Annotated in this window: 19 protein-coding genes and 1 pseudogene; 3 read left to right on the top strand and 17 right to left on the bottom strand. The window is 43.7% G+C overall.

Features of this window, described 5'->3' with window-relative positions; genetic code table 11:
* Window positions 1-9 precede the first annotated feature (9 nt).
* Entirely contained in the window at window positions 10-1,422 is a 1,413-nt protein-coding gene (gene tnpC / locus CJF29_RS22270; RefSeq protein WP_229112578.1) for an IS66 family transposase, read from the top strand.
* 213 nt (window positions 1,423-1,635) lie between these two features.
* On the opposite strand, the pseudogene CJF29_RS22265 reads toward tnpC, so the two are convergent.
* The 16 genes and pseudogenes from CJF29_RS22265 to CJF29_RS22190 all read right to left on the bottom strand — a co-directional run bounded on the left by CJF29_RS22265 (window position 1,636) and on the right by CJF29_RS22190 (window position 21,524).
* Window positions 1,636-3,332: pseudogene (locus CJF29_RS22265) on the bottom strand (tetratricopeptide repeat protein).
* A gap of 751 nt (window positions 3,333-4,083) precedes the next feature.
* On the bottom strand, window positions 4,084-4,533 hold the full coding sequence (locus tag CJF29_RS22260) for a GatB/YqeY domain-containing protein (RefSeq protein WP_004298215.1): 450 nt from the start codon (window positions 4,531-4,533) through the stop codon (window positions 4,084-4,086).
* Between the two features lie 85 nt (window positions 4,534-4,618).
* Window positions 4,619-5,929 (bottom strand): cell division protein FtsZ, encoded by a 1,311-nt coding sequence (ftsZ, locus tag CJF29_RS22255; protein ID WP_004307359.1) that lies wholly within the window; start codon window positions 5,927-5,929, stop codon window positions 4,619-4,621.
* Between the two features lie 57 nt (window positions 5,930-5,986).
* Entirely contained in the window at window positions 5,987-7,438 is a 1,452-nt protein-coding gene (gene ftsA, locus CJF29_RS22250) for a cell division protein FtsA (protein ID WP_008998126.1), read from the bottom strand.
* A gap of 80 nt (window positions 7,439-7,518) precedes the next feature.
* Window positions 7,519-8,256: a cell division protein FtsQ/DivIB gene (locus CJF29_RS22245; protein WP_099146447.1), complete on the bottom strand. Its 738-nt coding sequence runs from the start codon at window positions 8,254-8,256 to the stop codon at window positions 7,519-7,521.
* Between the two features lie 70 nt (window positions 8,257-8,326).
* Window positions 8,327-9,703: a UDP-N-acetylmuramate--L-alanine ligase gene (murC, locus tag CJF29_RS22240; RefSeq protein WP_099146425.1), complete on the bottom strand. Its 1,377-nt coding sequence runs from the start codon at window positions 9,701-9,703 to the stop codon at window positions 8,327-8,329.
* An 88-nt stretch (window positions 9,704-9,791) separates the two neighbouring features.
* Window positions 9,792-10,913 carry an undecaprenyldiphospho-muramoylpentapeptide beta-N-acetylglucosaminyltransferase gene (murG, locus tag CJF29_RS22235; RefSeq protein ID WP_004307349.1) on the bottom strand — a complete coding sequence of 374 codons (1,122 nt, stop codon included), beginning with the start codon at window positions 10,911-10,913 and terminating at the stop codon, window positions 9,792-9,794.
* Window positions 10,914-10,944: 31 nt separating this feature from the next.
* Window positions 10,945-12,273, bottom strand: coding sequence for an FtsW/RodA/SpoVE family cell cycle protein (locus tag CJF29_RS22230; RefSeq protein WP_004298209.1), 1,329 nt, complete (start codon window positions 12,271-12,273; stop codon window positions 10,945-10,947).
* Between the two features lie 32 nt (window positions 12,274-12,305).
* Window positions 12,306-13,640, bottom strand: a complete 1,335-nt coding sequence (gene murD / locus CJF29_RS22225) for a UDP-N-acetylmuramoyl-L-alanine--D-glutamate ligase (RefSeq protein ID WP_004298208.1) — start codon at window positions 13,638-13,640, stop codon at window positions 12,306-12,308.
* Window positions 13,641-13,781: 141 nt separating this feature from the next.
* Window positions 13,782-15,050, bottom strand: a complete 1,269-nt coding sequence (locus CJF29_RS22220) for a phospho-N-acetylmuramoyl-pentapeptide-transferase (RefSeq protein ID WP_004298207.1) — start codon at window positions 15,048-15,050, stop codon at window positions 13,782-13,784.
* A 90-nt stretch (window positions 15,051-15,140) separates the two neighbouring features.
* Complete coding sequence (locus CJF29_RS22215; protein WP_099146426.1) at window positions 15,141-16,589, bottom strand: UDP-N-acetylmuramoyl-L-alanyl-D-glutamate--2,6-diaminopimelate ligase; 1,449 nt, start codon at window positions 16,587-16,589, stop codon at window positions 15,141-15,143.
* A 29-nt stretch (window positions 16,590-16,618) separates the two neighbouring features.
* Window positions 16,619-18,745 carry a penicillin-binding protein gene (locus CJF29_RS22210; protein WP_074638594.1) on the bottom strand — a complete coding sequence of 709 codons (2,127 nt, stop codon included), beginning with the start codon at window positions 18,743-18,745 and terminating at the stop codon, window positions 16,619-16,621.
* Between the two features lie 76 nt (window positions 18,746-18,821).
* On the bottom strand, window positions 18,822-19,178 hold the full coding sequence (locus CJF29_RS22205; RefSeq protein WP_004298204.1) for an FtsL-like putative cell division protein: 357 nt from the start codon (window positions 19,176-19,178) through the stop codon (window positions 18,822-18,824).
* A gap of 6 nt (window positions 19,179-19,184) precedes the next feature.
* Window positions 19,185-20,099: a 16S rRNA (cytosine(1402)-N(4))-methyltransferase RsmH gene (gene rsmH, locus CJF29_RS22200; RefSeq protein WP_004309512.1), complete on the bottom strand. Its 915-nt coding sequence runs from the start codon at window positions 20,097-20,099 to the stop codon at window positions 19,185-19,187.
* Window positions 20,086-20,556 (bottom strand): division/cell wall cluster transcriptional repressor MraZ, encoded by a 471-nt coding sequence (gene mraZ / locus CJF29_RS22195; RefSeq protein WP_099146448.1) that lies wholly within the window; start codon window positions 20,554-20,556, stop codon window positions 20,086-20,088. Before mraZ ends, rsmH begins: the two co-directional genes overlap by 14 nt.
* Window positions 20,557-21,020: 464 nt before the next feature.
* Window positions 21,021-21,524, bottom strand: a complete 504-nt coding sequence (locus CJF29_RS22190) for an RNA polymerase sigma factor (RefSeq protein WP_004298201.1) — start codon at window positions 21,522-21,524, stop codon at window positions 21,021-21,023.
* A 259-nt stretch (window positions 21,525-21,783) separates the two neighbouring features.
* Here CJF29_RS22190 and CJF29_RS22185 point away from each other — a divergent pair, with 259 nt between their 5' ends.
* Both CJF29_RS22185 and CJF29_RS22180 read left to right on the top strand, forming a co-directional pair.
* Window positions 21,784-22,602 carry a 1-acyl-sn-glycerol-3-phosphate acyltransferase gene (locus CJF29_RS22185; RefSeq protein ID WP_099146427.1) on the top strand — a complete coding sequence of 273 codons (819 nt, stop codon included), beginning with the start codon at window positions 21,784-21,786 and terminating at the stop codon, window positions 22,600-22,602.
* A gap of 26 nt (window positions 22,603-22,628) precedes the next feature.
* Window positions 22,629-23,645 (top strand): GNAT family N-acetyltransferase, encoded by a 1,017-nt coding sequence (locus CJF29_RS22180; RefSeq protein WP_099146428.1) that lies wholly within the window; start codon window positions 22,629-22,631, stop codon window positions 23,643-23,645.
* Here CJF29_RS22180 and CJF29_RS22175 read toward each other — a convergent pair.
* On the bottom strand, window positions 23,617-24,963 hold the full coding sequence (locus tag CJF29_RS22175) for a deoxyguanosinetriphosphate triphosphohydrolase (protein ID WP_099146429.1): 1,347 nt from the start codon (window positions 24,961-24,963) through the stop codon (window positions 23,617-23,619). The genes CJF29_RS22180 and CJF29_RS22175 overlap by 29 nt on opposite strands.

Raw genomic sequence — 24,963 nt, 5'->3', positions numbered from 1 at the left:
TTGCATTCAATGATTGAGCAGGTAACAGACATATCTAAGTTCTTATCGGAGATGAACGAGAAATTCTCTTCGATGGAGCAAACTATATCTGAGCAAGGTGCTGATATTAGCCGTCTTTATCGTATTATTGATCAGAAGGATAAAGAGATTCATGTATTAAAGAAACGTTTATCCAAATATGAAGGACCTGATAAGGATAGTCATAATAGTAGTATTCCTCCTTCCCAAGAATCGCTTCCTGCCAAAGTCCTCCGTCGGACACAGTCTTTGCGCAAGAAGTCAGACCGTAAGAACGGTGGTCAATTTGGTCATCCCGGCTCTACTTTAGAAACGAGCACTTCTCCTGATTTTATCGAAGAACATAAATCTGACTATTGTGAATGTTGCGGCAGTTCTTTGACTGGGGCTGAGTCTATTTGTAGCGGAGTCTCCCAAGTGGTTGATATACCTTTACCCCGTCCCCAAGTAAAAGAACATCGCTCTTTTGATGTGACTTGTTCTTGCGGCCACATTAATAAATGCCCGCTCCCCAAAGAATGTAGTAAACGGATTTCATACGGCAAGACTATTCAGTCTCTGGTGTCTTTTCTTAGCCATGTTCAATGTGTTTCATTTGAACGTATCTGTGAAATACTCAAAGAAATTTTCTCTTTGTCTATTAGTCAAGGTACAGTGCGGAACATGCTTACTAAAATAGGGACTAAATCAAAAACTGTTTGTGACCAAATTCGCAGGCGCATAGCCGAATCCACAGTTGTTGGCGCTGATGAAACGGGACTATATGTCAATAGTGCACTTAATTGGGCATGGATATTCCAAACGGATCAGTTAACCTATGTATACCAAGACAAGTCCAGAGGAATGAAGGCTATAAACAACCATTTTCCTGATGGATTGCCCAATGCTGTATTAGTCACAGATCGACATGGTAGCTATTTCAATATGGAAGTAAAGAATCATCAGGTATGCATTGCACATCTGTTAAGGAACATTCAATACCTTACTGAACTTGACCCTAAGCAGAACTGGTCTAAAAAAGTGAGTACACTTCTTAGAGAGGCGATACACATCCGTAAGACTACAAGCTTTGAAGTAATACCAATAACCACTATAAAAGACAGATTGGACCGATTGCTAAATGAAAGCGTAGCACATCTGCATGAGGATTTCCAGAAGTTCAAAAATGGTCTCTTCAAATGTAAGGATTATCTTTTTACCTTCCTGCAAAACCCAGATGTTCCTTATGATAATAATGCCAGCGAAAGAGGTATTCGAAAAATAAAGGTAAAGCAAAAAGTCAGCGGATGTTTTCGTACAGAAAAAGGGGCTAACACTTTTATGAACGTCCACTCCGTTGCTGAAACCGCTAAGAAAAACGGAAATTCTAAATACAAGGCTATTCTTGCTGTTCTTGAACAGTGAGAAGTATCAATATGACTTTATACCTGAGTAGTTACAATACTTAGTTTTCTCATATCTTTAATTGTTTTTTGCAAATTTACGGAGAAATGAGGGGGGAAGCAAGTAAAGTACGTTTTTGAACGTGGACAAACAGACTTTGATAATCAGTTGTTTATGGCTTTTTACGTGGACATTATCTTATGCTATAGATTGTTTCTACTGAAAACATGATTATTAGTGTATATTTTCGATTAAGTATTCATATAATGTAGCATTATTATCCGGTAATGTGATATCTAGTTTTCTTCTAAGTCTAAGACGTCTTTTTCTTACTGAATCAACTGTTATATTTAATAATTTTGCTTCAGTGTTAGTGTCGAACCCATACATGTAAAGACAGCAATATTGAAAGTCTTGTTCTGATAAATCCGGACATAGACTATATATGTATTTATAAAGACTTGGATAGATCTGTGTTATTTCATCTGTGATAAGTTTCCATTGTTTTTCTGTTATTAATGGCTTATCATTTCTTGGTTTATTTTTATTTGCCAGGTATGTTAGCTCCTTGAATAGTGGTGAGTTCTCTAGAGATTTATTTTGTAATTCCTTGTAATTGGCACTTAGAAGATTTATTTCTTCCTGCATTTTATTATAGTTCTCATTTTTCTCTTTGAGTGTGTCTGACAATCTTTTTTTCTTTTCCAATTCTAATGACACATAGAACAAATTCTCTTTTATCTGGTTTAATTCATCCCGTTGTCTTTGAATTTTTTCTTTTGCTTTTTTGCGATATAATAGGTATCCTACCATTATAAACAGTAACGTTACAATGCAGATAATTGAAATTATAATGTAGCTTTGTTGCTTAATTTTTAATCTATCGACTTCTTTGCTGATTTTTAGGTGATTATATTTGGATTCTATATCTAGTATTTTGGATTGGCTATCTGCATATACAATAGAATCTACCATATTAACATATTCTTCCAGATTGACAAGAGCTTCTTTATCGTTTTCTTCTGCATTATAAATTTGATAATATAGATATTTAATGCTACATGTATATTGGGGGTTATCCTGTGGAATCTTGGATAATAATTCTTTAGCTTTATTAATGGAACCTGATGTCGTATATAAGTCAATCAATGCTACATAGTCGGGCATTTTCTCTCTTCCTGTCAATAATGCTTTGAGGAGATATTTTTCGGCTTTATCATATTTATTTTGCATTGCATAGATGTTTCCTAAAGCATTGTTGATTGATGCAGTAACTTCGATATTTTTAGTTTTATTTGCTACAGAATCAGCTATAATTAGAATATGTAGAGCATGTGATAATGAATCCATTTCTGCATATTCACGTCCTACATCTCTTAATGCGCAAGCATAGCTATCTGTATTCTTTTCTTTTTTGAAGCATTCGGCAGCAGCCTTATATTTTTTGATAGCTTCTGTCCGCATGAATTTTTCTCTGTACAAATCGCCTATATAGTCGTATATATATCCGGTGAGGTTATTAAGCTTATTCTTTTCTGCAATATCCAAAGCATTAGTATATATTGACATTGCTTTATCATAATCTCCATCAGCAAAATAGGAACGACCTAAATAAATCAAAATTTGCACTTGTTCGTCAGGGCTACCATATGAGGAATACCATTCATAGGCTCTTTCTAATTGGTAAGTTGGTAGGATGCTATTAAAAATTTCGTCTGTAATCTTTCCTGACAACATACACCAGCGTGCAAAAGTTTTGTCGTCTAGTTTTCAGGAGATGATATGCTGTTTAGTAGGTTGGATGCGCTGTCAGGATTTATGGCAATGGCTTTTTCTACTTCATTTAGCAGTCTGTCAAATACGGATTGTTGTTTATTGCATCCTGATAGCACTAATATAGATGTTATAATTATAGCAATACTCTTTCTCATTTGTCTGTCGTGGTTTAGTTTCGTTGTAAAAGTAATCTTTATTTTCTATATTATGCTCTTTTATAGGGAGATTATTTTAGTTCGGGAAATAATAATTAGTACTGTCTATATCATACATTATATTAATTTCAAATGTGCTTTTACTTTATTAAGTTCATGTGATCTAATTTGATTATTTTCCAGCTGTTAATAGACTCTTTCTTATTTATAGTGAGAAAAGTTCCTTTCTATTAATACCTAAATTACTTTACTATAATTCTAAACTTGTTTTTCATTAATCGCAATCTATAATTGCAACTTGCAATTATATAAATGAAGCTTTTGATTTTATAAATGAAAGCTTTGTTTATAAAAACAAAAGCTTCATTTAGAGATTGCCTTTAATGTTAGTAATCTTTTCTATTAGTGAAAAGGAAGTTTGGCATCAATAGAGAATAAGTTTATATCTAATAGATTGGAATCAGTCTATTAATCAAAATTCGGCAGAAAGGTATAGTGAATCGGGTGAAACCTATGTGAAAGGCAGCCCTTCACCCGAAATCCCTTTATTCATCGATGTTTCAGAGTGGTGAAGGAGGTGAATGTCGTATTTAAAGAAAAGTTGCAGATGTGTGTAAGATAAAACATCTTGCACGCATCTGCAACGGTATCTTGCACAGGTTTATACTGCTATTAATCAAATAGATAAACTCTGGTTATTGTAGGGTGCAAGATAAAATCGAAATAAAATCTTCTGTGGAAATCCCGGAAGTTATCCCAAAAGCTCTTTCACTTTTGCAGAAATGGCACGCCCTTCTGCAAGACCAGCTAATTTCTTGGAGGCAACTCCCATTACTTTACCCATATCTTTACCGCTTGTAGCACCTGTTTCAGCGATAATTTCCTTCAATGCAGCTTCCAGTTCTTCGGCGGTCATTTGTTTCGGCAGGTATTTCTCCATAACGGCTACCTGGCCTAATTCTACGTCAGCCAAATCCTGACGACCCTGTCCGATATAGATTTCAGCAGAATCTTTTCCTTGTTTCACAAGTTTCTGGATAATCTTCAGAGCAGCATCATCTGTCAATATATCGTTAGCTCCCGGGGCAGTCTTAGCTTCCAGGAAGAACTTCTTTATATTTCTCAAAGTTTCAAGGGCTACTTTGTCTTTCGCCTTCATTGCGGTTTTAATGTCTTCGCTGACTTGATCGAATAAATCCATACTATTATAGTTAAAAATTAAAGATTAAAAATTAGATCTGAAGCCTGATTTTGCGAGTTTATAATTTTCGTTCTTAGTTCTTTGTTTAGAACGTAATCACGCCGTTGTCATCTGTAGCTTCTTCCGTGGCTACTTCCTCTTCCAGAGCGGCTTTCGTCCGGATTTTGGTAAGAGTAGTCTTATCACGCATATAAGTGGGAGAATCTTCTACCATGGCGATGATGTCGTCGTTGTCCAGATCTTCCGTGTTGAAAAGATAGATGTGGCGGCGTTTGCGGAGGCTCTTGCTTCCGATATTGCTGGCGCTTTCGCCGTATGCCTTGCGGATACGTTCTTTGTTCTTCTCTTTCTCTTCTTCCAGTTGCAGTTGACGTTCTTCCTCTTCCTGGCTGCGTGCAGCATGCAAGCTGTCCATTCCGGGAACGTCTTCCACACCGAATCCGGTTGCCAATACGGTGATTTTTACTCTTGTTTCCAGTGAGTTGTCGATGGCAACACCCCAAATCACTTCCACCCCTTCGCGGAATTTGCTCATGAACTCGTGTATCTCGTTCATTTCCTCCATCATCAGTTCCGACGACGGGCAGAAAGATACGTTCAACATTACTTTCTTGGCATTGAAGATATCATTGTTGTTGAGCAACGGAGAATGCAGGGCATCGTCGATTGCTTTCGTCACACGATTTTCTCCTTCGCCGAATCCGGTACTCATGATTGCTACTCCACCATCTTTCAGGATGGTTTTCACATCGGCAAAGTCAAGATTGACTGTACCCCGCATGGTAATAATCTCGGCAATGCTCTTGGCAGCAATGGAAAGAGTATCATCGGCTTTGCCGAAGGCGTTCATAAAAGTAAGGTCGGCGTATATTTCGCGCAGGCGTTCGTTGTTGATAACCAGCAAGGCATCAACATGCTGGGCGATACGCTCTACGCCGTCCAGTGCCTGGATAATTTTCTTTTCTCCTTCGAAGATAAAGGGGATGGTGACGATACCGACAGTCAGAATATCCATTTCCTTCGCAATGCGGGCGATGACCGGTGCAGCTCCTGTTCCGGTTCCTCCTCCCATTCCGGCGGTGATGAATACCATCTTGGTGCCGTCGTTCAGCTGGTTTCTGATATCTTCTATACTTTCTTCGGCGGCGTCGCGTGCCCGTTCGGGACGGTTGCCGGCTCCAAGCCCTTGCGTGATGCTACGGCCCAGTTGCAGTTTCACCGGGACAGGTGATTCGGCTAATGCCTGGTTGTCCGTGTTACAAAGAACGAACGTTACATCATGGATGCCTTCCCGGTACATGTGGTTTACAGCGTTACCACCACCACCACCTACACCAATCACTTTGATGATCTTCGGTGAATCTGTCGGGAAATCGAATTGTACTATCTCGTCCATATCTTGATTGAATTATGAATTACGAATTATGAATATTGATTAACAAGCTGCTGAAGGTTACTTCATATCGTCGTCGGAAAAGATTTCTTTCGTCAACGAATCGATCTTGCGTTGAATCCAACTCGGACCTGCTTCTCTTTTCCGTCTTTCTTTCTCTTCCTTTTCCTTTTGCTTGCGAAGTTTTTCCGCTTCTTTGGCGGCTAGCTTGGCTTCCCGCTCTTCTTCTTCTTTCTTGAGACGGGCGATGCGGGCCTGTTCTTTCAGTTCCTGATCGTCCTCAAACATATCCACTGTCTTATGCACTTCCGGCTCCGGTTTGGAGACTGATGGTGCAGGAGCAGCTTGCGGAGCAGTTTCCGTCAGGCAGCAGTTCTGGTTACCTTCAAACAGGAGCCCGAACAAAGTGTTCTGCGAACCGTCTTTCTTCAGTATGTTGTTGGGCGCATGAACCGTATTGCGTGGGAGTTTCGCCATCCGTATCTTTTCTATCTTGCTGCGTTTGCGCAAGGTTTCGTCCAGATTCTTCAGGTTGGCGGCCCCTCCTGTCAAGATGATTCCTGCCAGCAATTTGTCCTCGTAGCTCGATAGTTGTATCTGGTTCCATACGTTGGCAACGATTTCCTCGGCACGGGCTTCGATGATATTGTTAAGATCCGCCACTTTGATGATACGGTTGTCATCATCCAGTTTGCAGGTTGCTTCTTCCTGTTCGGGGTCCTCTTCATAGAGGGCGTCACCGTAGGCTTTTTTCAGGCGTTCGGCTTCTTCCTCCTCCATTTGCAGGGTGGTGATGTCACGCGTGATGCTGTTGCCTCCCAAAGGCAATACAGTCAGGAAACGGAGAATGTTATTCTTATATACAGAGATGGTAGTTGTGTCTGCTCCGAAGTCGATCAGTGCACAACCCGAACGGCGTTCGCTTTCTGTCAGTACGGCATTTGCGGTTACTAACGGAGCGATCAGTTGGTCGGCAATATCAATTTTAGCCTGTTGGAAACAGTGCTCCAAGTTCTTACGTACGGAAGCACGGGCAACGATATTGAGGAAACGTCCTTCGATGTGGCTTCCTACCAGACCTACCGGATTGGCTTGCAGGTTATTACCTACCTTATATTCTTGCGGAGCTACGTCCAATATATCCATATCAACCACCGGGATGGCAATGTTCTCATCACCGATAGCGCTTACAAGTTCTTCGGATATGATAGCTTCTTCCTCCAGATCGCGGCTTACTACATTGCGAACTGTGCGGAGTGATTGTCCGCCGATGCCTACATATACCTTGGCAATTGAGTTTTTCAACTCACCTTCCAGTCTGTTGATGATCGAGGTCAGGCTTTGCGCTGTCTTGTCCAGGTTGAAGATGACTCCTTTACGAATGAACGTAGAAGAGTCTTCCTGAGCATACGCTAACACCTGCATGCTTCCGTCACTGTTCTTTCTTCCGGCCACACCGGTTATCTTCGATGAACCAAGTTCAATAGCGGCGATAAATTCTGTTGTTGCCATAGGGTTATTTAATTTACTATTTTACTATTTACAATTTACTATATAGAGAGACTGTTTACTTATCATCTATCACTTATCAACTACTCTCGTTTTGTGCAGATAATCTGGTTGCTGAATTCGAGATTGATACGTGAATATTTGTTCCAGCCTACCCGGTTGAGTCCTTTTTTGTAGAACTCCTTCAAACGTGCCAGTTTATCTTCAAAGTTCTCCAGTTTTCCGAGATAGACCAGATGGTCTCCCACACGCGGCACCAATTCGATGTTCTGGTCGGGCAACACATGGATCTGCTCTATCTGGGCGTCCCAGAATTTATTATTATGCAAAAATACACCAAACTTATATAAATCCTTCATTGCAAACGACTTTTCTACGTTTCCGGTGACAATTACCCGGTGAGCGACGCATTTTGCTTCCGGTGGCATGACGGTTCCTTTGTTGTCAAGGTAGTAGTTTTGGCCGTTGGCGCTCATGACCCGGAGGATAGGAATACGTTGTGTCACTTCCACGCACACTTTGCCGCTGGGTGTTTTGTAGCATTCGGCTTCGTCAATCAACGGATGTTTGCTTAGTTCCCGTTCCAGTGACTTGGTGGAGATGCGTTCCATCTTCTTCCCGATGGGGTAGATCCCTTTCTGCTGAAGGATACCTTTCAGCTCTTCTTTGGTGATGAAGCCAGCGTATGCGGTATCCTTGATAACCAATTCCATGTCACGGCAGGTCTGGTCGGCAGGCTTGCGGTTGAAAGCGGTGATAGCTACGGCAAGGTAAGCTATGAGCACCAGCATGACGATGGATAGAAGGATTCTTTTAATCATAATCAAAAATTAAAGATTAAAAATTAAAATGCTTGCACTGTTTCGGACAGGCTGCCGGATGATTATTCATTTATCTTTTTTCTAATAGTTCCTTTATTTCGGGGACATAGTTATCGATGTCTCCGGCTCCTAAAGTAATTAATACTTCAATGTTTTTATCTTTCAGAATGTTCAGTATCTCTTCCTTTTTGCACATACTTTTTTCGATACCCGGACGGAGATTATCATAAATCAGTTTGCTGGTGACACCCGGAATTGGTGCTTCGCGTGCCGGGTAGATGTCTACCAGAATCACTTCGTCGAGTAACGACAGACTATCGGCAAAATCCTGATAGAAGTCGCGGGTGCGGGTATAGAGATGAGGCTGGAAGATGGCTGTGATCTTCTTGTCCTTGTAAAGTTCGCGCATAGACAACACGCTCTGTTTGATTTCAGAGGGGTGGTGTGCGTAGTCACTTAGAAAGACAATCCGGTCGTTCTTGAGTTTGAAGTCGAACCGGCGGTCTACTCCTCGGAAACTTGCCATACCTCTTTTAATTTCTTCATCGGTCACCCCGTTGAGGTGTGCCAATGCCATGGCGGCTACGCCGTTCTCTATGTTGATGCTTACCGGAATTCCCAGTTGGATGTCGTTGATACGGGTGTCCGGAGCAACAAAGTCGATGAATATCTCCCCGTTTCCGATACGGATGTTTTCTGCATGGAAGTCGCCTTCGTCACGTGAGTAAGTGTAGACACGAACGTCCGGCTGCACTTTGGGTTGCAGAGAGATGCCTTTACGGATAATCAGTGCGCCACCCGGTTGGATTAGCGTGGTGTAATGTTCGAAACTTTCCAGGTAGGCTTGCTCTGTTCCGTAGATGTCCAGATGATCGGGGTCGGTAGACGTGATTACGGTCATATAGGGTGACAGCCAGTGGAAAGAACGGTCGAATTCATCCGCTTCAATCACAGTGTAAGGGCTTGCTTGAGAGAGTAGCAGGTTGGTGCCGTAATTCTTTGAGATTCCTCCGAGAAAAGCGGTACATTCCACGTGCGACTGGTGGAACAGATGAGCTGTCATAGTCGATGTGGTTGTTTTCCCGTGGGTACCTGCCACACACAGACCTTTACTCGAGTGGGTAATCGTTCCCAATACTTGGGCGCGTTTCTGTATTTCGAATCCGTTGTTGCAGAAATAAACGAGTTCTTCGTGTTCCTGCGGAACGGCCGGAGTGTATATGACTAACGTACTTTCCTTGTCTTTGCAGGCTTCGGGAATCAGGTCGACGTTTTCTTCATAATGTATTTGTGCGCCTTCGGAGATTAGCGTTTCAGTCAATGGAGTAGGAGTACGGTCATATCCTGCCACTACCTTTCCTTTGAAAAGGAAGTAGCGTACAAGTGCGCTCATGCCGATGCCGCCGGCACCTACGAAATAGACTGATTTTATCGTTTCTATATTCATTTCTTCTGTCTTTTTATTTTAGTGCAGATTACGTTGTTTGATACGGGCATTGTGTCGTTACTTCAATCTGCGTAATCCGATCGTCCATTTATCTGTTCTTTGCTTCCGCCAGCTTAATGACCTCTTGTGCGATGATTCTCGCTGAATCGGGTAAAGCCAGTTTGGCGATATTCTCTGTTAGTTCTTTCAGTTTCTGCTCGTCGTTGACAGTGGACAGGGCTACGTCCATCAAAGTGGTTTCCGCTTCACTGTCTTTGACGTAGATAGCTGCCTGCTTGTTTACCAACGCCAAGGCGTTCTTGGTCTGGTGGTCTTCCGCCACGTTGGGCGAGGGCACTAAGATAACAGGCTTGTGCAGCAAACAGAATTCAGAAATGGAACCTGCTCCCGCACGGGAAATAACCAGATCGGCTGCTGCATAAGCGGCTGCCATATCTTTGATGAAATCCGTTACATATAAATTCGGAAGTGCTCCTGCCGCTTTTACGGCTTCTGTCACTTGCGGATAATAGTATTTGCCCGTTTGCCAGATAAACTGCACGTCCGTGTTTTCCTTGATGGTTGTCAGACTGGCTGTCAGCGTGTTGTTGATGGTGCGTGCACCCAAGCTGCCACCTACAATCAGGATTGTCTTTTTGCCGGGCTGTAAGTGGAAAGAACCTAGCGCTTCTTCTTTTGACGGCATATCCTTTGTCAGGTTCTGGCGGACGGGATTACCCGTCATGATAATCTTGTCGGCAGGGAAGAACTTTTCCATTCCGTCATAAGCTACACAAATCTTACGAGCTTTCTGTGCCAGGAGTTTATTGGTAACTCCGGCATACGAGTTTTGTTCCTGGATTAATGTGGGGACTCCCATCATTCCGGCAGTCTTTAGTGTCGGCCCGCTTGCATATCCGCCTACACCTACCGCCACTTGCGGGCGGAAGTTTTTGATTACTTTGCGCGCTTTCCATTGGCTGCGCATCAGTTTAATCAATACGGATACATTTTTCCATAAATGTTTGCGGTCGAATCCGGCTATCGGAAGTCCGATAATCCGGTAGCCTGCATCGGGAACCCGTTGCATTTCCATACGTCCTTCAGCGCCTACAAAGAGAATTTCTGCGTCGGGGCGTAGCTCTATTATAGCGTTTGCGATAGAGACGGCAGGAAAGATATGTCCTCCTGTTCCTCCACCGCTGATGATAATTCTAAGTTCTTTTTCCATCATACTGTTTTCTTCTGTCCTTTCTCAACATTTACCGTTCGTTGTTTCTGCTATCATGCTCATCTTCAAATTTGGCGTCGCTGTTCAGAATCTGCGCTGTCGGTTCGGCTGCGGCCTGTGCTTCGGAATTGGCTGCGGCATCCGCCTCTATTTGCAGTTGGATCTGTGCATCGTGCGCTTTCTGTTCTTCCAGATGAGCGGTATATCGGCTTACGCTTAATATCATTCCGATATAAGCGCAGTTGATTAACGTACTTGTACCTCCTTTGCTGACCAGAGGCAGGGGCTGTCCTGTGACGGGGAATAACCCGACGGCAACCATCATATTCAGTATTGCCTGTGATACCAACAACAGCGCAATACCCATGACGAGAAAGGCGGGGAAGGTTCGCTCGCACTTCTGGGCGATTCGTCCGGCTCGCATCAGCAACCATAAATAGAGGAACACCACAAATATTCCTCCTACCAGTCCCATTTCTTCAATCACAATCGCGAAGATAAAATCGGAGAATGCCTGGCTAAGGAAGTCACGTTGTATCGAGTTTCCCGGACCTTTGCCTACTACATGGCTGGTTGCAATGGCGATTCGCGCGTGTGCAATCTGTGCGTCTTTGTCAATATCAAATTTGGCTGCCGGCACTTCTTCTTTCTCAAAGAAACCGGAAACACGATTCTGCCACGTTTCGAAACGGTGAAGTCCCGGAGTGTTGTGCAGTGTTTTGGCGGGAATAGCCATCAGTATGCCTACGGCAACACCGCCTACAAGCCCCAATATCCCCAACATCCCGAACAGTTTCTTGGAAGATACCCGTCCGATGAACATCATCATACATACCACTCCGAACAGCAGCATTGCTGTTGAAAGGTTTTCCGGTGCGATGAGCAGGAATACCAGTCCGGTGAGGATCATGATATATTTAAATGCATTCGGATTGGCCCCATATTCGTCCTGCCTTTTGGACAGGATGAATGAGACGGCAATGATTACCGCCATCTTTGCCAATTCCGATGGCTGGAATTGCAATCCCATAAAGGTCATCCAGCGGGCTGCCCCGTTGACACGGTCGCCTGTGATGATACCCATCAGCGTGACAAACGCCAGTAGGACCAGAGATACCGGATATAGAAAGACCGGAAATACCTGGAACCATTTGTAGGGAACATTATGCAGAAATACGACTACCACAGCTCCCACCATCAGGATGATGGAGTGTTGCGTAATCGGCCCCCAATGGTCGCCACTTTTGTAAGTCAGCGTCGACGCTGCCGAAAACACCTCGATGATCGAGATGAGGCAGAGACAGAGGAAGATAATCCAGATTACCTTGTCACCTTTGAATATGTTCTTTAATAAATCCAATCTTGCAGAATTTAAAAATTAATAATTAGAAATTAAAGGGCACGGACACATTCTTTAAATTGGTCGCCACGGTCTTCGTAACTCTTGAAGAGGTCGAAAGAAGCGCAGCAAGGGCTTAATAATACCGTTTCACCTTTCTTTGCCAGTTTATAGGCTGCTTCTACGGCATCTTTCATGCCGGTTTGCACATCGGCTACCGGCAGACCGAAACGGTCGAAGAATTCGTGAAGCTTTTCGTTATGAAGTCCCAGATATACCAGTGCTGAACACTTTTCGCGTACCAGGTCTTCAATTTCAGTATAGTCGTTTCCTTTATCTTTACCACCGAGAATCAATACCGTTTTGGTAGTCATGCTTTGCAGGGCATACCAGCAGGAGTTGACATTCGTGGCTTTAGAGTCGTTAATAAAATCAATTCCGCGCACACGTGCCACCTTTTCCAACCGATGTTCCACTCCCTTGAAATCGGAGAGGGCTTTCCGGATGTTTTCTTTGGCGATGCCGGCAAGGTTTGCCGAGATACCGGCGGCTAAAGAGTTGTACAGGTTGTGTTGTCCTGTCAGGGCCAGTTCCTCTTGCTCCATGTTGAAGGCAATCGGTTCGGTGATTTTCACTTCGTGATCTTCTACGTATGCAATCGCTCCATCCTCTTTTACAGCGGCAAAAGGATACAAGTGAGCTTTCAGACCATGTTTTGCCAGTTCCTGTCTGATGATAGGGTCATCGTTCCAGAAGATGAAAGCATCGTCCGGTGTTTGGTTTTGGGTGATGCGGAATTTAGCGTCGATGTAATTCTGCATACAATGGTCGTAGCGATCAAGATGGTCCGGAGTGATGTTCATCAATACGGCGATGTTCGCACGGAAGTTATACATATTATCCAGCTGGAAAGAGCTAAGTTCGATAATATAGTAATCGTGGTAATCTTCGGCTACCTGCAAAGCAAGGCTTTTGCCGATGTTGCCTGCCAAACCTACGTTCAGACCTGCGCTTTTGAAAATATGGTAGATCAGGGAAGTCGTTGTGGTCTTCCCGTTAGAACCTGTAATACAGATCATTTTGGCATCAGTATAGCGTCCGGCAAACTCTATCTCGGAGATCACCGGTGTACCTTGAGCTTTCAGTTTCAGGATGATCGGGGCGTCATTCGGGATACCGGGGCTTTTGATTACCTCGTCGGCATTCAGAATGAGTTCTTCGGTATGGTGTCCTTCTTCCCAGGCAATCTGATGGCTGTCGAGAAGTTCCTTATACTTGTCCTTGATAGCGGACATGTCCGAAACAAACGTCTCAAATCCTTTGACTTTAGCGAGTACGGCTGCACCTGCGCCGCTTTCGCCAGCTCCTAAAATTACTATTCTTTTCATCTACAATAATGTGCCCTTATTTTCTAATTGATTGATTTATCTATTAGCTGTGCACATCTTTAAAAGTTAATAATCGGGTTAATACTCTCTATCTATAAAACTTGTTTTCCGTATGGAAACTTGGCTCCGGCACCTTGCCGGTTATCTTATTTTAAGCGTTATAATCGTTATTGCTGCCAATACAATCGTTACAATCCAGAACCGGACGGTAATCTTTGATTCATGAAACAGTTGGTCGGGTTTGGTGAATTTCACCGTGCATCCCGGTTCAATCAGGCTCATCGAAGTGCGGAAGTGATCGTGAATCGGTGTACGCTTGAACAATCGCTGTTTCACACCTTTTCGTTTTCCCGCCTTATAATAAGCCCGTTGCAGGATTACCGACAGGTTTTCTACCAGGAATACACCGCAAAGAATCGGTATCAGCAACTCTTTGTGGATGATGATGGCAAACACTGCGATAATACCGCCAATAGTAAGACTGCCTGTATCTCCCATAAATACTTGTGCCGGATAGGCGTTGTACCATAAGAAACCTATCAGTGCACCGATAAAGGCGCAGATATAGATTACGAGTTCTTCCGAGCCCGGAATATACATGATGTTCAGGTAGCCTGCAAATTCGATATGCGATGATACATAGGCCAGTACCCCCAACGTTGCACCGATAATTGCCGAGTTCCCGGCTGCCATTCCGTCCATACCGTCATTCAGATTGGCGCCGTTTGATACGGCGGTAACCACAATGATTGTGACAATGACGAACAATATCCATCCGGCTGTTTGCGCATGTTCTCCCATGAACGAAACCAGATCAGCATAATCAAGGTTGTTGCTCTTGAAAAAAGGAATCGTTGTCTGGGTAGATTTCAGATCATTCGTTCCGTGTATCACTTCCATCTCCCGTCCCGGATTATGCACTTCGATATTCTCACGGATCACTACGTCCGGACTTAAATACAAGGTCATTCCGACAATTAAACCTAAACCGACCTGACCGATAATCTTGAACTTGCCATGCAAACCCTCTTTGTCTCTTTTGAAGATTTTGATATAGTCGTCTGCGAATCCGAGCGATCCCAACCATACGGTAGTGATCAGCATCAGTATCATGTATATGTTATGCAGTTTACCTAACAATAAACATGGGATCAGGATGGCTACAATGATGATGACACCTCCCATGCTCGGCACGCCTACTTTATTGACGCCGAACGGGTCGGTTTTAGCATCACGCTGCGTTTCTGTGATTTGTTTCCTTTTGAGTAGGTTGATGAACTTATCTCCCCAGATACTTGAAATAAGTAATGCGAGGATAACCGCCATCAAAGCACGGAATGAAGTATATCCGAACATTCCCGCTCCTGGAAAATTGAGCTTATGTAGCCATTCAAATAGATAGTATAACATAAATAATTTGCCAATTTATTGATGTGTTGTTATGCCGGTTGCTGTCGGATAGATAACGAAGCCGGTCGGCATATTAGCACAGTCTATTCATTATTTAAAAATTTCTTTGAGTACTTCTTTGTCATCAAAATGATGTTTCACTCCTTTTATCTCCTGGTAATTCTCATGTCCTTTTCCGGCAACGAGAATTACATCTCCTTTCTCCGCCAGCATGCAAGCCGTGCGAATCGCTTCTTTACGGTCGGCAATGCTTAGTGTTTTCTTCATATCTTCCGCATCCAGTCCGGCAAGCATGTCATTGATGATGTCTTGCGGCTCTTCAAAGCGCGGATTGTCGGAAGTGATGATGACGCGGTCACTCGCTTTGGCAGCTTCCTTTGCCATGATGGGGCGTTTGCCCTTGTCGCGGTTACCGCCGGCGCCTACCACGGTAATCACTTTTCCTTTTCCTTCAAGCACTCCATGAATAGCGTTCAGTACATTAATGAGAGCATCCGGGGTATGTGCATAATCAACAATCGCCGTAATTCCCTGCGGTGAGCGGACCGCATCGAAGCGTCCGGTTACCGGATGAAGTGTGCTAAGAGCTACAAGCACCTCTTCCTCTTTCTTGCCTAACAGAACTGCCGCCCCGAATACCGCCAACAAATTGGAAGCATTGAACTTTCCGATAAACTGAACTGCCAGTTCATGATTGTTGAAGTCGAGCAGCATCCCTTCGAAATGAGACTCTAATACCCGTCCTTTAAAGTCGCTGAGACTTCTCAATGAATAAGTATAGACCTTCGAACGTGTGTTCTGCGTCATTACCAGTCCGTTTTTATCGTCCAGATTGGTCAGGCTGAATGCATTTTTCGGCAGATCGTCAAAGAATTTCTTCTTCGCTTTCAGATAATTCTCTACTGTTTTATGATAGTCGAGATGGTCGCGGGTCAGATTGGTAAAGATCCCTCCTGCAAACTTTAGTCCACTGATACGTTTCTGTGCAATCGAGTGGGAGCTGACTTCCATGAACACATATTTGCATCCTTCATCTGCCATCCGTCCCAACAGACAGTTCAACGTGATTGGATCAGGAGTAGTATGTTCTGTCGGAATCGGTTCATCATCGATGTAATTGCAAACGGTAGAAATCAATCCCACCTTATAGCCGAAATAACGGAATGTATTATATAATAAGGTAGCGATCGTTGTTTTTCCGTTCGTTCCGGTAACGCCGACCAGTTCCAACTTGGAAGTCGGGTCTCCGTAGAAGGTAGTGGCAATTTTTCCTACCGCATCTTCGCTGTCTTTTACTCGTACATAGGTGATCCCCGCTACAGGTTCTTCCGGCATATCCTCGCAAAGGATGGCGATTGCTCCTTTTGCGATGGCAGCAGGTATATAAGCATGGCCGTCGGCTTGTGTGCCACGCATTGCCATGAATAGCTGTCCGGCTTCCACTAGACGGGAGTCTATGTTGACACCGGTGATTTCTATGTTTGAATCTCCGGCTACCTCTACCGGTTGGATTGCTTTCAGTAACTCATTTAATAACATCACTCTATTCAATTTTTAATCTTTAATTTTTAATTAAGCGTAAGCGTCACCGTCTGTCCCTTCTTGACAATCGTTCCGTTGGCTATCGACTGGCTTTTTACTTTGCCTACGCCGACCAGATTGACTTTCAATCCTTTGCTTTCCAACAAGTACACAGCGTCTTTCGCTCCCATACCTATCACACTCGGTACAAAATTCTGCATATTGCTCCGGCTCTCAAGAACCACAGCTTGTGGGGCAGAATGGGTATTTCCCCAAACCTCTTTGCCCGAATCAGCGATTTTGCCTTGTACGTTAATCTGCAGCTCTTCCAATACTCGTTGCGCTTCGCGCATCTCTCCGGCTTTTACATTCGGAATGACTACGGAATTAGTATCAATCGCATTGGTCAGCGGTAACCGCAAGTCTTTGGCATACACCCTTTCTGCAATCTTGCTGAACACACTACCTGCCATTAAACCTCCCGAAGCCGGTAATCCCGGTTTCTGGATAGAGACAATCATGCTATATTTAGGTGCTTCTGACGGGAAATACCCGCAGAAACTAACCAGATAATTTGTTCTTCCCGTTTTGTATCCGGCTGCTCCCTGTGAAATCTGCGCCGTTCCTGTTTTTCCTGAAACGTGGAACTGCTTGCTTCCCGCAGGTTTGGCAAGTCCTTCACCAACCACTTTTCGGAGAATCTCACGGATCTGTGCCAAAGTCTTATCCGAACAAATCTTGGGATTGATTACCTCTGTCGGATATTCTTTCACTACTTCCCCGTCCTTCATGGCAGCTTTGACAAACTTCGGACGCACGGTGACTCCGTTGTTGGCTATCCCATTATAGAATGTGAGAATATTGATCGGTGGAACCTGTGTCTCGTAGCCGATACTCATCCACGGCAATGTTGTCTTTGCAAAATAACGTTCTTTCGGGCCGCGTATATTCGGTTTTCCTTCTCCCGCAATCTGCAGGTGTAACGGCTGGTCGATGCTCATCCGTTTCAACCCGTCTACAAATTTCTGCGGGTTGCTGCTGTAGAAATGGTCTATAATATAAGAGGTACCCACATTGGACGAAACCCCTAGAATTTCTGTAACAGTCAGCTTTCCATATCCTCCGCGATGCCAGTTATGGTCTTTCATGACACGTCCATACATCGGCATCTGGCCGTTGCCGGTATCTACCACATAGTCCGGCGTGATCTTTCCGTCTTCAAGAGCTACCATGATAGAGGCCGTTTTGAAAGTAGACCCCGGCTCGAGCATATCACTAATAGCATTGTTGCGCATTTCGTAGTACTCACCGTCTTTGCCTTGCATCATGTTGACGATGGCTTTCACTTCTCCGGTACTTACCTCCATCAATACCACCACACCCACGCTCGCATTCAGCTCTTTCAGCTTATCCACCAACGCCTTCTCGCAAATATCCTGCATACCTACATCGATAGTACTAATCAGATCGCAACCATCAACTGGTGGCACATCGACAATGTTCAGGTATTTGTTCATCACCTTCTGACGGTGTGTCAATCCGTCCCGTCCTTTCAGGATGGTGTCGAAAGCAAGCTCGATACCATTTCTCGCTCCTTTGGCTGTGTCTGCATACACATCTCCCAGTGTACGGGCAGCCAGTGAACCGAACGGTTTCTTACGCTGATTGTAAGCCTGTTCTTTGAATCCGCCTTTATAACGGTTCAAACAGAACACAGGCAATCTCTTTACCTCTTTATATTGTATATAGGAGATACGTTTCGGATAAATCAGATAATTGCGGCTTTTTGCCTGGCGTCCTTTTTTGAGATGTGCCTTGAATTGTGCCGCGCTCTTGTCCGGGAATATCTTGTGAAGTCCGATACAGATAGAATCCATGTTTGCATTGAGGATAGAATCTCGTCGTGCCTGATCTTTCTGCCTGCGTTTTTCGTCCTTTTCACCGGACATAAAGTCCATATATATTCTGTACTCGGGCAGAGAGCTGGCCATCAGTTTACCGTCAGAAGAAATAATGTTTCCACGATTAGGTTTCACCGTCACATTTTCTTTTACGAAACGATCAGCCACATCCTGCCAGTATTGTCGTTCGGCAAACATGGTGATGCCTGCTTTTACAACAATAGCTACTCCTATCAACGCCATCAACAGGATGACGAAGAAGTAACGGGTCATTATGTTCTTTTTATTAACTGCCACAGTATTTGTCTTTTAAACGCTTAACTATCATTTATCAACTATCCACTATCATCTATTTAATAAGGTAAGGAGGATTGGTTGATGTTTGCAAATCGCTTTCCTTACTCGATATATAATCTTCAATGCGTGACTGGCGGCTCTTTTCCATCAGCTCTGAGCTGCGAGTCAGTGCATCGTATTTAATGTCTGTCAATTCCTTTTTCAGCCGGTCTATTTCGATCTGTTGCTGTTGACTGGCATAACGATTGTGAATGTAGAAGATGATGAATACCATGATAAGTACCAGCAACTTCGTTTGACGGCGGAAAAAATCGGTAGCCAGAATGTCTCCACCCAGAATACTCTTCAGAGAGGTGCGTTTTTTCTTCTTGTCCTCTTCTGCTTTCTTGTTTACTACTTCTTCTTCCATATCTTTTTATTTCTTTTCTGCAATTCGTAATTTGGCGCTTCTCGACCGCGGGTTTCGTTCTATTTCTGCCTCGTCGGGAACGATTACCTTATTGTTGACAAGGCGGAAAGGCGTTTGCAGATTGCCGAAGAAGTCGGTTTCCGCTTTTCCTTCTACATTGCCTGTCTTCATGATGTTTTTCACCATTCGGTCTTCCAGCGAATGATAGGTGATAACTACCAGTCTGCCGCCCGGCTTTAATGCCTCCGTAGCAGCCAGCAACATCTCCTTCAACGCCTCCATCTCTTGGTTTACTTCAATTCGTAGTGCCTGGAACACCTTTGCCAGCTCTTTCTTTTCGCGTTCACGACCGAAAAGCGGTTTGATGATTTCCAAAAACTCACCGATGGTCCGGATATTCTGTCCGCTTCTGGCTTTAACGATGACAGAAGCCAGTTTGCGGCTATTCTTTAGTTCCCCGTACAGGTAGAGGATGTTTGCAAGACGTTCTTCATCATAAGTATTCACGATATCTGCTGCTGTCATACCGGCACGCTTGTTCATACGCATATCCAGTGCCCCGTCAAAACGGAAGGAGAAGCCACGTTCGCTATCATCGAAATGATGGGAAGATACGCCGAGGTCGGCCAGGATCGCGTCTACCTGTTCGATGTCGTGATAACGCAGGAAGTTGTGCAGATAGCGGAAGTTACTGCGCACGAAGATGAAATGAGTATCGTTGACAATGTTCCGTTCAGCATCCTCGTCCTGGTCGAATCCCAGCAGACGTCCGCCTTCTCCGAGCCGTGAAAGGATCTCGCGCGAATGTCCCGCTCCTCCGAATGTAACGTCTACATACGTTCCATCCGGTTGGATATTCATACCGTCAACGCTTTCTTTCAGCAATACAGGTACGTGATATGTCAATTCATCTTTCTCCATCTTGTCTATTATCATCGTTCATAATTTCTTCTAATGCTGCACCGAACTCTTCGGGTGACATGAAAGGCTGTTCTGTCCGTTCTTTCGCCCAGATCTCTATCTTGTTATCGATGCCGATAAAGCGAATATCCCCATGGATACTGCAAATCTGTAAATACCGTTTCGGAATTAATATGCGCCCGTTGCTATCAGGTGTCACTATTTCAACGTCGCTCACGAATTGCCTGAAAATAAGTTGGTGTTTGCTATTCCATTTGTTAAGTCTACTACGTAGCTCGTTCAACTCCTCGTTCCACACGCTCTCGGGGTATAGGGTTAAACAGTCTTGAAATACGTCTTTACGCATAATAAGCCTCTCTTCGGAAGCGGCTTGTAATTGCTTCCTGAAGGTGGCGGGTATGAACACCCTTCCTTTGGCGTCCGCCCTGGCTTCAATATTTCCTAAAAAACGTATCATTACCTTATTATAATAAGCGACCGTAAAAGTATGAAATTCCCCACAATTCCCCACAACTTTCCATAAAAAACTTTCAGAGAAGTTTTCAACAGAATGTTAAATGTCTATTTGCTTGAAAATGATATGCCTTCGAGAATGCTTTACTGGTGGGGAGCCCGTGGGCGTAGAACGGAAAAAATGTCTGTATAGGTAAAATTTAAATAATGTGGTGGGAGAGATTCTTTTTCATGCAATAGAGGTTTATCTGACACCCGGGTCTCAGTGCACCCGACACCCGGGTGTCAGATAGGTTGAGACCCGGGTGTTGTATGTGCTGACACCCGGGTGTCGGACAACTAATCTTCGCAATAAAAGAAAAGGCAGAATATACCGGAGTATTTCTGCCTTTTAATCATTATCAAAACTAAAAATCTGCATTAAAGAAATATGTGATTCAAAATCACTAAGTTTTATATAGTTAAGGTCTAGCGGAAGTCTTTCAATTCTTCCTGTAATTTCTGGCGCGTGAAGAAAATACGGCTTTTTACTGTACCCAACGGAAGGTTCAGCTTTTCCGCAATTTCACGGTATTTGAATCCTGAAACGTGCATCGCAAACGGAACTCTGTATTCTTTGGGGAGTTTGTTGACTACACGGTGCATCTCTTTCAGGTCGTATGCTCTTTCTGTATTTTCAGAACTTCCGTCCTGTGGCAAATTCAGATGATAAAGGTTATCAGTCTGGTCGATGAATGTCTGGTCGCGGACTACCTTGCGGTAGTTGTTTATGAATATATTACGCATGATGGTATACATCCATCCTTTGAAATTTGTATCAGGGGTATATTTATCTTCATTATCTAATGCTTTTAATGATGTCTCCTGCAACAAATCGTTTGCTTCTTCACGGTCAGTTGTCAGTTTATAAGCGAAGCGTAGTAATTCATCCTGTACTCCTACTAAATCTTTTCTGAAGCTTAAACTTTTCATAATGTGTTGCTTTTTAAAGGTGAATATTCGTTTGTTATTTTCGATGCTGCAAGTTTACGTGAAATTAAGAAATCCGGTAGGGGGAAATCAGACGTTTTTTGTCCGAAAACTATCCGCGGATAGTTTTTAGGTCATTTTTGATAGTTTTTGGGTGGTGTTTTTTATATGTTCTGAACTTAAATCCTGCATTTTCTACCAAATTATTGCGATTAATAAAAAAGAACCGTTAATTTTGTGCCATCATTTTTATTTGAAAAGAATGACTGATGACTCTTTATTTTTGATCGATGTCGATAAGATACTTCGGGCAAAGGCTCCGAAGCATTATAAGTACATCCCTAAGTTCGTGATTTCTTATCTGAAGAAAATTGTTCATCAGGATGAAATTAATGTATTCCTGAATGAGTCGAAGGATAAACTGGGAGTGGACTTTCTGGAGGCGTGTATGGATTTTCTGGATGCGAAAGTGGACGTGAAAGGCATTGAGAATTTGCCAAAGGATGGTCTGTACACTTTTGTTTCCAATCATCCGTTGGGCGGACAGGATGGTGTTGCGCTTGGTTATGTGTTAGGAAAGCACTATGAGGGGAAGGTGAAATACCTGGTGAATGATCTATTGATGAATCTACGCGGGTTGGCTCCCCTTTGCATACCTATTAATAAAACCGGCAAGCAGGCAAAGGACTTCCCGAAGATGGTGGAAGCCGGATTCCAGTCCGACGATCAGCTGATTATGTTTCCTGCCGGACTGTGCTCGCGCCGTCGGAATGGAGTGATTCGCGATCTGGAATGGAAAAAGACATTTGTAGTAAAGAGCATACAAGCAAAACGTGATGTAATACCCGTGCATTTTGGGGGCAGGAATTCTGATTTCTTTTACAATCTGGCAAATGTTTGCAAGGCACTGGGTATCAAGTTTAACATTGCTATGTTGTATCTTGCGGATGAAATGTTTAAGAATCGCCACAAAACTTTTACTGTCACTTTTGGCAAACCCATACCCTGGCAGACTTTTGATAAATCGAAAACTCCTGCGCAGTGGGCTGAATACGTAAAGGATATTGTTTATAAACTGTAACTGATAGAACAACTATAACAAGGAATATGGAAGAGATTATTAAACCGGTAAGCAAAGAACTGCTAAAAGCAGAATTGACGGAAGACAGACGCTTACGAATGACGAATAAGAGTAATAATCAGATTTATATTATTACTCATCAGAATGCTCCTAATGTGATGAGAGAGATTGGTCGTTTGCGTGAGATAGCTTTCCGTGCTGCTGGTGGAGGTACAGGTTTGTCAATGGATATTGATGAATACGACACGATGGAAAACCCCTACAAGCAGTTGATCGTATGGAATCCGGAAGCGGAAGAAATTCTGGGCGGTTACCGGTATCTGCTTGGTACGGACGTGCGTTTTGATGAAAAAGGCGCGCCAATTCTGGCTACTTCCCACATGTTTCATTTTTCTGATGCTTTTATTAAAGAATACCTGCCGCAGACAATTGAGCTGGGGCGTTCGTTTGTTACGCTTGAATATCAGTCTACCCGTGCCGGAAGCAAAGGATTGTTCGCTTTGGATAATCTGTGGGATGGGTTGGGAGCGTTGACCGTGGTTATGCCGAATGTGAAGTATTTCTTTGGCAAGGTGACCATGTATCCTAGCTACCATCGTCGTGGCCGTGATATGATTCTTCATTTCCTCAAGAAACATTTTTATGACCAAGAGAAGCTTGTTACTCCGATTGAACCTCTGCAACTTGAGACTTCCGAAGAAGAGTTGAACGCATTGTTCTGCAAGAATACTTTTAAAGAGGACTATAAGATATTGAATTGTGAAATCCGTAAGTTGGGCTATAATATTCCTCCGTTGGTAAATGCGTATATGAGCTTAAGCCCTACGATGCGTATGTTCGGAACAGCTGTCAATTACGAGTTCGGTGATGTGGAAGAAACCGGTATCCTGATTGCTGTAGACGAAATTCTTGAAGATAAACGAATTCGACACATCCAGACGTTTATTGAAAGCCATCCGGATGCGTTGAGATTGTCTTCTTGTGAAGGGGAAGAAGTGTTTACTCCTAAAGTGGTTACACCGCAGGCAGACTGTTCCCGTTAATTTTACGATAAAGATCAAGAGCAAAGACGTCGGTCATTCCCGATATATAGTCAAGTACCGCCTGTATTCTTTTATAGAGTACGGGCGCTTTTATATTGTATTGACTGGAAACCCGGTCGATCAGGAGTTTGGAATAAGTCTTTTCGGGTGAGGTTACGGCATCTATCATCAATTCGAGCAGGGTGCTGATGATGCGGAATCCCGCCAGTTCAACATCCAGTACGTCCCGTGAACGGTAGATTTTATTGATAGATACTTCGACGCTGTGTTTATAGGCTGCTGCCGGACGCTCGGCTATGCGCTTGATTAGTGATCCTTCGAACGTGCCGGACAGTATTTCTTGTTCATGATCTAAAAAGACACGGGTACACTCCCGGATCAATAAACCGATGACGGAAGAACGCAGGTAAGCGATTTGCTCGTTGACATCGTTGACGATCAGGAATGTTTTCCGGAGATGTCCTTGCCGTTCTTCGCTGAAATAGGCCATTAATAGCTCCTTAGTCTCTTCTATGGTGAGGATTTTCAGTTTATATGCATCCTCAATATCCATCATCTGATAGCAGATGTCGTCTGCCGCTTCAACCAAATAAACTAACGGGTGGCGTGCATACTTCAAAGGATGTTCGTTGAGCAATATCAGTCCTAATTCTGTTGCAATTTTGCGGAAGCTTTCTTCTTCGCTGACGAAAAAACCAAACTTGGATTTTGTTCCTGCAAGGCTCGATGAAAAGGGGTATTTTACGATAGAAGCCAGGGTGGTGTATGTTAGAACGAATCCGCCTTTGCGACGTCCCTCGAACTGATGTGTAAGTATCCGGAAGGCATTTGCATTTCCTTCGAAATGTGTCAAATCTTCCCATTCCATCGGAGAAAGTTGCTCTCCGTTGGGCTGTTTCTCTTTCAGACGAACTCCTTTCCCTTCAGAGAAAAAAGTGGAAATGGCCTTTTCGCCTGAATGACCGAAAGGCGGATTACCCAAATCGTGTGCCAGGCAAGCAGCCGAAACGATAGAACCGATCTCCGGCAGGAAAGAATCCTGAAGTTCCGGATGACGTTCCAGAAGTGCTTTGGCAACATCGTCCCCGAGTGAACGGCCAACGCTGGCGACTTCGAGACTGTGCGTAAGTCGGTTGTGTACAAAAACGCTGCCCGGTAGAGGGAATACTTGCGTTTTGTTCTGTAATCTGCGGAAAGGAGCCGAAAAAATAAGACGGTCATAGTCCCGTTGGAATTCGGATCGGTTTTCCTGTCGTTCCTCATGGAATTCTTCCATTCCGAAACGTTTCGCTGATATTAATTGGTTCCAATTCATCAT

The organism is Bacteroides celer, assembly GCF_002632415.2.
Classification (GTDB): Bacteria; Bacteroidota; Bacteroidia; order Bacteroidales; family Bacteroidaceae; genus Bacteroides.
The sequence above is the reverse complement of the archived record's forward strand: the minus strand, read 5'-3'. Positions and strand labels throughout refer to the sequence as shown.

Excerpts from the sequence above, each read along its gene's own strand:
- tnpC (WP_229112578.1), top strand. The coding sequence starts at position 10 with ATGATTGAGCAGGTAACAGACATATCTAAGTTCTTATCGGAGATGAAC.
- CJF29_RS22260 (WP_004298215.1), bottom strand. The coding sequence starts at position 4,533 with ATGGATTTATTCGATCAAGTCAGCGAAGACATTAAAACCGCAATGAAG.
- ftsZ (WP_004307359.1), bottom strand. The coding sequence starts at position 5,929 with ATGGACGAGATAGTACAATTCGATTTCCCGACAGATTCACCGAAGATC.
- ftsA (WP_008998126.1), bottom strand. The coding sequence starts at position 7,438 with ATGGCAACAACAGAATTTATCGCCGCTATTGAACTTGGTTCATCGAAG.
- CJF29_RS22245 (WP_099146447.1), bottom strand. The coding sequence starts at position 8,256 with ATGATTAAAAGAATCCTTCTATCCATCGTCATGCTGGTGCTCATAGCT.
- murC (WP_099146425.1), bottom strand. The coding sequence starts at position 9,703 with ATGAATATAGAAACGATAAAATCAGTCTATTTCGTAGGTGCCGGCGGC.
- murG (WP_004307349.1), bottom strand. The coding sequence starts at position 10,913 with ATGGAAAAAGAACTTAGAATTATCATCAGCGGTGGAGGAACAGGAGGA.
- murD (WP_004298208.1), bottom strand. The coding sequence starts at position 13,640 with ATGAAAAGAATAGTAATTTTAGGAGCTGGCGAAAGCGGCGCAGGTGCA.
- CJF29_RS22220 (WP_004298207.1), bottom strand. The coding sequence starts at position 15,050 with ATGTTATACTATCTATTTGAATGGCTACATAAGCTCAATTTTCCAGGA.
- CJF29_RS22215 (WP_099146426.1), bottom strand. The coding sequence starts at position 16,589 with ATGTTATTAAATGAGTTACTGAAAGCAATCCAACCGGTAGAGGTAGCC.
- CJF29_RS22210 (WP_074638594.1), bottom strand. The coding sequence starts at position 18,745 with ATGACCCGTTACTTCTTCGTCATCCTGTTGATGGCGTTGATAGGAGTA.
- CJF29_RS22205 (WP_004298204.1), bottom strand. The coding sequence starts at position 19,178 with ATGGAAGAAGAAGTAGTAAACAAGAAAGCAGAAGAGGACAAGAAGAAA.
- rsmH (WP_004309512.1), bottom strand. The coding sequence starts at position 20,099 with ATGGAGAAAGATGAATTGACATATCACGTACCTGTATTGCTGAAAGAA.
- mraZ (WP_099146448.1), bottom strand. The coding sequence starts at position 20,556 with ATGATACGTTTTTTAGGAAATATTGAAGCCAGGGCGGACGCCAAAGGA.
- CJF29_RS22190 (WP_004298201.1), bottom strand. The coding sequence starts at position 21,524 with ATGAAAAGTTTAAGCTTCAGAAAAGATTTAGTAGGAGTACAGGATGAA.
- CJF29_RS22185 (WP_099146427.1), top strand. The coding sequence starts at position 21,784 with ATGACTGATGACTCTTTATTTTTGATCGATGTCGATAAGATACTTCGG.
- CJF29_RS22180 (WP_099146428.1), top strand. The coding sequence starts at position 22,629 with ATGGAAGAGATTATTAAACCGGTAAGCAAAGAACTGCTAAAAGCAGAA.
- CJF29_RS22175 (WP_099146429.1), bottom strand. The coding sequence starts at position 24,963 with ATGATGAATTGGAACCAATTAATATCAGCGAAACGTTTCGGAATGGAA.